3 protein-coding genes, 2 rRNA genes and 1 pseudogene are annotated in these 6,000 nt (G+C 44.1%); all 6 read left to right on the top strand.

All coding sequences use genetic code 11. The features are described 5' to 3' along the window. A 23S ribosomal RNA gene (locus tag FU659_RS21380) occupies nucleotides 1-100 on the top strand; the annotation flags it as partial. Between the two features lie 198 nt (nucleotides 101-298). Continuing rightward, nucleotides 299-415, top strand: a 5S ribosomal RNA gene (gene rrf / locus FU659_RS21375). Nucleotides 416-683: 268 nt separating this feature from the next. Next, a complete protein-coding gene (locus tag FU659_RS21370; protein WP_147949403.1) occupies nucleotides 684-1,145 on the top strand; it encodes a CtsR family transcriptional regulator in 462 nt (153 codons plus the stop codon). Nucleotides 1,146-1,158: 13 nt separating this feature from the next. Beyond that, nucleotides 1,159-1,671 carry a protein-arginine kinase activator protein McsA gene (gene mcsA, locus FU659_RS21365; RefSeq protein ID WP_147949402.1) on the top strand — a complete coding sequence of 171 codons (513 nt, stop codon included), beginning with the start codon at nucleotides 1,159-1,161 and terminating at the stop codon, nucleotides 1,669-1,671. A 66-nt stretch (nucleotides 1,672-1,737) separates the two neighbouring features. Beyond that, nucleotides 1,738-2,756 (top strand): annotated as a pseudogene (mcsB, locus tag FU659_RS21360) (protein-arginine kinase McsB). 74 nt (nucleotides 2,757-2,830) lie between these two features. Next, nucleotides 2,831-5,272: an ATP-dependent protease ATP-binding subunit ClpC gene (gene clpC / locus FU659_RS21355; protein ID WP_147949401.1), complete on the top strand. Its 2,442-nt coding sequence runs from the start codon at nucleotides 2,831-2,833 to the stop codon at nucleotides 5,270-5,272. Nucleotides 5,273-6,000 lie beyond the last annotated feature (728 nt).

Below are 6,000 nucleotides of genomic sequence, written 5' to 3'. Positions count from 1 at the left end.
TATGTAAGACCCCTTGTAGACGACGAGGTTGATAGGTTCGAGGTGGAAGTGCGGCAACGTATGCAGCTGACGAATACTAATCGGTCGAGGGCTTAACCACTTCCCATTAAAGTGATGAAGAGCTCCGAAGTGGACTCAAGTACTTTAACGGGGCCCAAAGGATTTAACCCCTAAGGGCAAGAAAACCTAAGCAAATCTAACTTTACGCAACGTTTCGTATCTAGTTTTCAAGGCGCAAACCACGCTTTGACGAGAGCTTAGGCTTTCGAAGTAAGTTTTGCTTTCGCAAAACTCTTAGTTTGGTGATGATGGCGGAGGGGACCCACGCGTTCCCATCTCGAACACGACCGTTAAGCCCACCAGCGTCGATGGTACTTGAACCGCAGGGTTCTGGGAGAGTAGAACGTTGCCAAGCACTTGTAAGAACCTTATCCAGATTAACCGGATAAGGTTCTTTTTGCATTTCAAGCAGCAGAAGGGGCTTTTTGTTGGCACTTCGAATAAAACTGTAGGGAAGGTCAACAATAGTAAGGCATACGTATGACTGATGGATTACGGACGATTGCAGATTAATGGATTTTAAAGAGCAGTACTTGTCAAAAAGAAAGGAAATGATTATAATCTAGTTAAGGTCAAAGAAAGTCAAAGTCAATTTACTTCTAGAAGTCTGGGAGGATGAATTGATGCGTAATGTTTCGGAAATTATTGAGCAGTATTTGAAACATGTTCTGCAGCAAAGTTCAGAAGGAGCCATCGAGATTCAACGTAACGATCTGGCTGATCAATTTCAATGTGTGCCTTCCCAAATTAATTATGTTATAAGTACACGATTTACTTTGGAGAAGGGGTATGTTGTTGAGAGCAAGCGGGGCGGCGGCGGATATATTCGTATCCAGAAGATTGAACTCAAAAGCCACGGATCTATTCTCGATCATATCTTTCGCACGATTCATACAGATATTGATCAAGTCACTTCAGAAGGACTCATATACCAGCTACAGGAGGGTCACTATATTTCAGTTCGAGAAGCTAACCTGATTCGGGCAGCGATATCCAGAGATGTGTTGACCTTCAAGCTCCCGCTGCGCGATGAAATTCGGGCTAAGATTCTCAAAGCAATGCTGATTTCCTTACTTAGCAGATGAGGAGGCATACGAAATGATTTGTCAGGAATGCGGGAAACGACCGGCGACTCTTCATTTTACAAAGATTGTGAATGGAGAAAAGAACGAGTTCCACATTTGTGAAAATTGCGCTCGTGAAAAGGGCGAAATGATTCCAGGAACCTCCAATGGTTTTTCAATTCATAATCTTTTATCAGGGTTACTTGATTTCGAACCGACATCCGTGTCCGCGGCAAAGTCTCAATCCATTCGGTGTGAGAACTGTGGACTTACGTATTCACAGTTCAGCAAACTAGGACGGTTTGGATGCGGATCTTGCTATCAAAGCTTTTCTCAAAAGCTCGATCCTCTGTTCAAACGTGTTCATGGGAATATCGTACATGTGGGTAAAGTGCCTAAACGCAGTGGCAGCATCATTCAATCGAAGCGTGAAATTGATACGCTTAAGAAAGATATGATGATTTGTATTGAGGGTGAAGAGTTCGAACAGGCTGCGAAGATACGAGATCAGATTCGTGAGATTGAGAAGAAAATTGCGGGCACGTAAGTTTTTGGGGAAGGTGTGATTCGGTTGACCCTACAGCGCTTTACAGGAGATGCATTGAGTGAATGGATGAAAGGTGAAGGACCTGAGTCGGATATCGTCATCAGTAGTCGGATCCGCATTGCACGCAACCTCAGGGACTATCCTTATCCGATGTTAGCAACGAATCAGCAATCGCAGGAAGTACTGGAACAGCTATCCGGAGTTATGGAGAATGACGAGCTAGAAACGATAAGTAACTTTTCGCTTATTCCATTGTCAGATCTGAACGAACTGGAAAGAATGGTTCTGGTTGAAAAGCATTTAATTAGCCCGAATTTAGCTAACGAATCCAGGAATGGGGCCGTTATTTTAAGCGAAATGAATCCATCAGTATTATGATCAACGAAGAGGATCATCTTCGCATACAATGTTTGTGTCCGGGTTTTCAGATAAAAGAAGTGTGGGATTTAGCCAATCAGATCGATGATATTTTTGAAACACAAATGGATTATGGCTATGATGAAAAAAGAGGCTACTTAACCAGCTGTCCAACAAATGTTGGAACCGGTATTCGTGCTTCCGTCATGATGCATTTGCCTGCTTTGGTCTTAAGTCAACAAATTAATCGTATTTTATCCGCGGTTACGCAAGTTGGGTTGACAGTTAGAGGATTATACGGAGAAGGCAGCGAAGCATTAGGTAATCTGTTTCAAATATCGAATCAAATTACGCTTGGCCAGTCCGAAGAAGAGATTATCGATAATTTATATAGTGTAGCAAGGCAAATTATTGAGCATGAGCGTGCCGCTAGGCATAAGCTGATCCAAGAATCCAGAATGCGGATCATAGATCGTGTCAATAGATCTTATGGGATTTTATCCTATGCGGGCATCATGGATTCTAAGGAAGCAGCTCAGCGATTGTCTGATGTTCGGTTAGGAATTGACCTTGATATCATCAATAACGTTTCGTCCGATGTGTTGAATGAGCTGTTAGTTATGACTCAACCCGGATTTCTTCAGCAATATGCAGGGGAGAAATTAACGCCGGAAGAACGAGATATCCGAAGAGCCGAGTTGATTCGTGAAAGATTCGGCCGAATTTAATTTTTAGTTTCGTATGTAAAATAGATTCATCCTTTAGGATTTCCATAGATATACTAATTTTGGAGGTGTTCTCTATGATGTTTGGCAGATTTACAGAACGTGCGCAAAAGGTGCTCTCTCTTGCACAAGAGGAAGCGGTTCGATTGGGACATAATAATATCGGTACCGAGCATATTTTACTCGGACTTATTCGTGAAGGTGAAGGCATCGCAGCCAAAGCGCTTGTTGCATTAGGTCTAGGTCTTGAAAAAATTCAAGACGAAGTCGAATCTCTCATTGGCAGAGGACAAGAACAGCCTACCAATATTGCCTATACACCAAGAGCGAAAAAAGTCATTGAGCTTTCCATGGACGAAGCAAGAAAATTAGGTCACACTTATGTGGGGACTGAACATATTTTACTCGGACTTATCCGCGAAGGCGAAGGCGTCGCAGCACGAGTTTTGAATAACCTGGGCGTATCCTTGAATAAGGCGCGTCAGCAAGTTTTGCAGTTGCTTGGAAGCAGCGAGACTGTATCTCCTAGTCACGGCAGTAATCCGAATGTGAACACGCCTACATTGGATGGGCTAGCAAGAGATCTAACCGCGTACGCGAAAGAGGGCCATTTGGACCCCGTCATTGGACGCAGCAAAGAAATTGAGCGTGTCATTCAAGTATTGAGTCGCAGAACCAAGAATAATCCAGTTCTGATCGGCGAACCAGGTGTAGGTAAAACAGCGATTGCTGAAGGCTTGGCACAAAAGATTATTAATAATGAAATCCCTGAAACGTTGAAAGATAAAAGAGTTATGACTTTGGATATGGGTTCCGTTGTCGCAGGAACCAAATATCGCGGTGAGTTTGAAGACCGACTCAAAAAAATTATGGATGAGATTCGTCAAGCAGGCAACATTGTTCTGTTTATCGATGAACTTCATACATTGATCGGTGCAGGTGGAGCAGAGGGTGCCATTGATGCTTCGAACATATTGAAGCCGGCTCTTGCCAGAGGCGAGCTGCAGTGCATTGGGGCAACAACGTTGGATGAATATCGTAAGTATATTGAGAAGGATGCGGCCTTAGAGCGTCGTTTCCAACCTATTACAGTAGATCAGCCATCACCTGAAGAGGCGATTCAAATTCTTCACGGGCTGCGCGATCGTTATGAAGCTCATCATCGTGTGAAAATTACGGACGCTGCAATAACCGAAGCTGTTAAATTGTCGGATCGTTACATTCCGGATCGTTTCCTTCCGGACAAAGCCATCGACTTGATCGATGAAGCAAGCTCCAAAGTAAGACTTCGTTCCTATACAGTACCGCCATCTTTGAAACAACTCGAAAACAAGCTGGAAGATATTCGTAAAGAGAAAGATGCTGCGGTTCAAAGTCAAGAGTTTGAGAAAGCAGCAGGCTTACGCGATACCGAACAGAAGCTGCGTGAAGAGCTTGATACAACGAAGAACGAGTGGAAAGAAAAACAAGGTCGTCTCGATACGGAAGTAACTCCGGAAGATATCGCACAAGTTGTAGCGAGTTGGACGGGGATCCCAGTCAGCAAGCTGGCTGAAGAAGAGACGGAACGTCTGCTGAAAATGGAAGAAATTCTTCATGAACGCGTAATTGGACAAGAAGAAGCTGTTAAAGCAGTTAGCCGCGCAATTCGCCGTGCCAGAGCGGGTCTGAAAGATCCGAAGCGTCCAATGGGCTCCTTCATTTTCCTTGGACCAACGGGTGTTGGTAAAACAGAATTAGCGCGTGCGCTTGCCGAATCCTTGTTCGGCGATGATAACGCGGTAATTCGGATCGATATGTCCGAGTACATGGAGAAGCATTCTACCTCCCGCTTAGTAGGAGCGCCTCCGGGATATGTAGGGTATGAAGAAGGTGGTCAACTTACTGAAAAAGTTCGTCGTAAACCGTACTCCGTCGTACTGCTCGATGAAATCGAAAAAGCGCATCCTGAAGTGTTTAACATCCTCTTGCAAGTGCTTGAAGATGGCCGCTTAACAGATTCCAAAGGCCGCACGGTAGATTTCCGTAATACATTAATTATTATGACATCGAACGTAGGCGCCGATTTGATTAAGAAAAATTCTTCACTTGGCTTTACGGCTGCTCTTGATGCGGGTAAAGATTACACCAACATGAAGGACAAAGTCATGGGCGAGTTGAAGAAAAGCTTCCGTCCTGAGTTTCTTAACCGGATTGATGAAATCATCGTGTTCCACTCCTTGGATGAAGCGCACATTGCTCGCATCGTAAGCTTGATGGCCGATGATCTTCGCAAACGTCTGAAGGAGCAAGAAGTGGATTTCGCCCTTACGGATAAAGCCAAACTATTCCTTGCCAAAGAAGGATTCGATCCGACTTATGGTGCAAGACCGCTCCGCAGAGCGATTCAGAAGCATATCGAAGACCGTTTATCTGAGGAACTTCTCAGAGGAAACATCGCGAAAGGCGACTCGTTGACCATTGATGAAAATGAAGGCGAGCTCGTCGTTCTCAAGGGTGAAGGCGTAACAGCCAAGTAACCAGGCCAAAAAGCATTTTGCTCCATCCGCTAGGGTGCAGCAAAATGCTTTTTATTTGCCTCAGCCCTTTCACCACCCACGTAAAAATGGTAAACTTTAAATGGTAAGGATAGCCAAAATATTCGGAATGATGTTGAGGAGTCACTTACGTCATAAGCCAAAGATTCTTTAGGATATGCTTGTTGTCAGGAAGATAGTTTGGAGTCGTCGAAGTGAAACGGTCTATCGGACACAGGAAATGAATTCTTCTGCTCCAAGAACGAAAGAAAAGCCAATTCCCATCATACATATAGAAGGGGAAGTCGACCTAACGCAAGTACAGCACAAAGTGCTTAATATATCAGGTGAAGAATTCATGAAACAGCCTTAGCTTCGTGCTGATGGGTTAAACGCTTCATCTCCCATGCTTTATGTCGCCTTTGCAATTAAACATGGACCCTGATTTTTTGGTCAATTCACCCCTCTGACGGTGTATCCTCACTGACTTCGATGCCAAGTACTGTCGTAAAGTTAGGGAATGCACAACTCATTTTATGAGAATAGTTAAAGGGAAAGGAACGCTCCAAGGTTCCGGTAAATCAGTATCATTTGTTATTGTAGTTAGTTTCAAGGATTATCCGATTGATCTAATGATGTGGTGTTCGGTATCCCAAAGAAGAATTTTTAGGAGTGGGCGCATCCCCTTCGCTTATAAATAATCGGAGTCAACACGGTGGCAGAGGCACTTG

Source organism: Paenibacillus sp. N3.4, from assembly GCF_008017805.1.
In the GTDB taxonomy this organism is placed as follows: Bacteria; Bacillota; Bacilli; order Paenibacillales; family NBRC-103111; genus Paenibacillus_E.
This window is presented reverse-complemented; position numbering and strand designations above follow the sequence as displayed.

Excerpts from the sequence above, each read along its gene's own strand:
- FU659_RS21370 (WP_147949403.1), top strand. The coding sequence starts at position 684 with ATGCGTAATGTTTCGGAAATTATTGAGCAGTATTTGAAACATGTTCTG.
- mcsA (WP_147949402.1), top strand. The coding sequence starts at position 1,159 with ATGATTTGTCAGGAATGCGGGAAACGACCGGCGACTCTTCATTTTACA.
- clpC (WP_147949401.1), top strand. The coding sequence starts at position 2,831 with ATGATGTTTGGCAGATTTACAGAACGTGCGCAAAAGGTGCTCTCTCTT.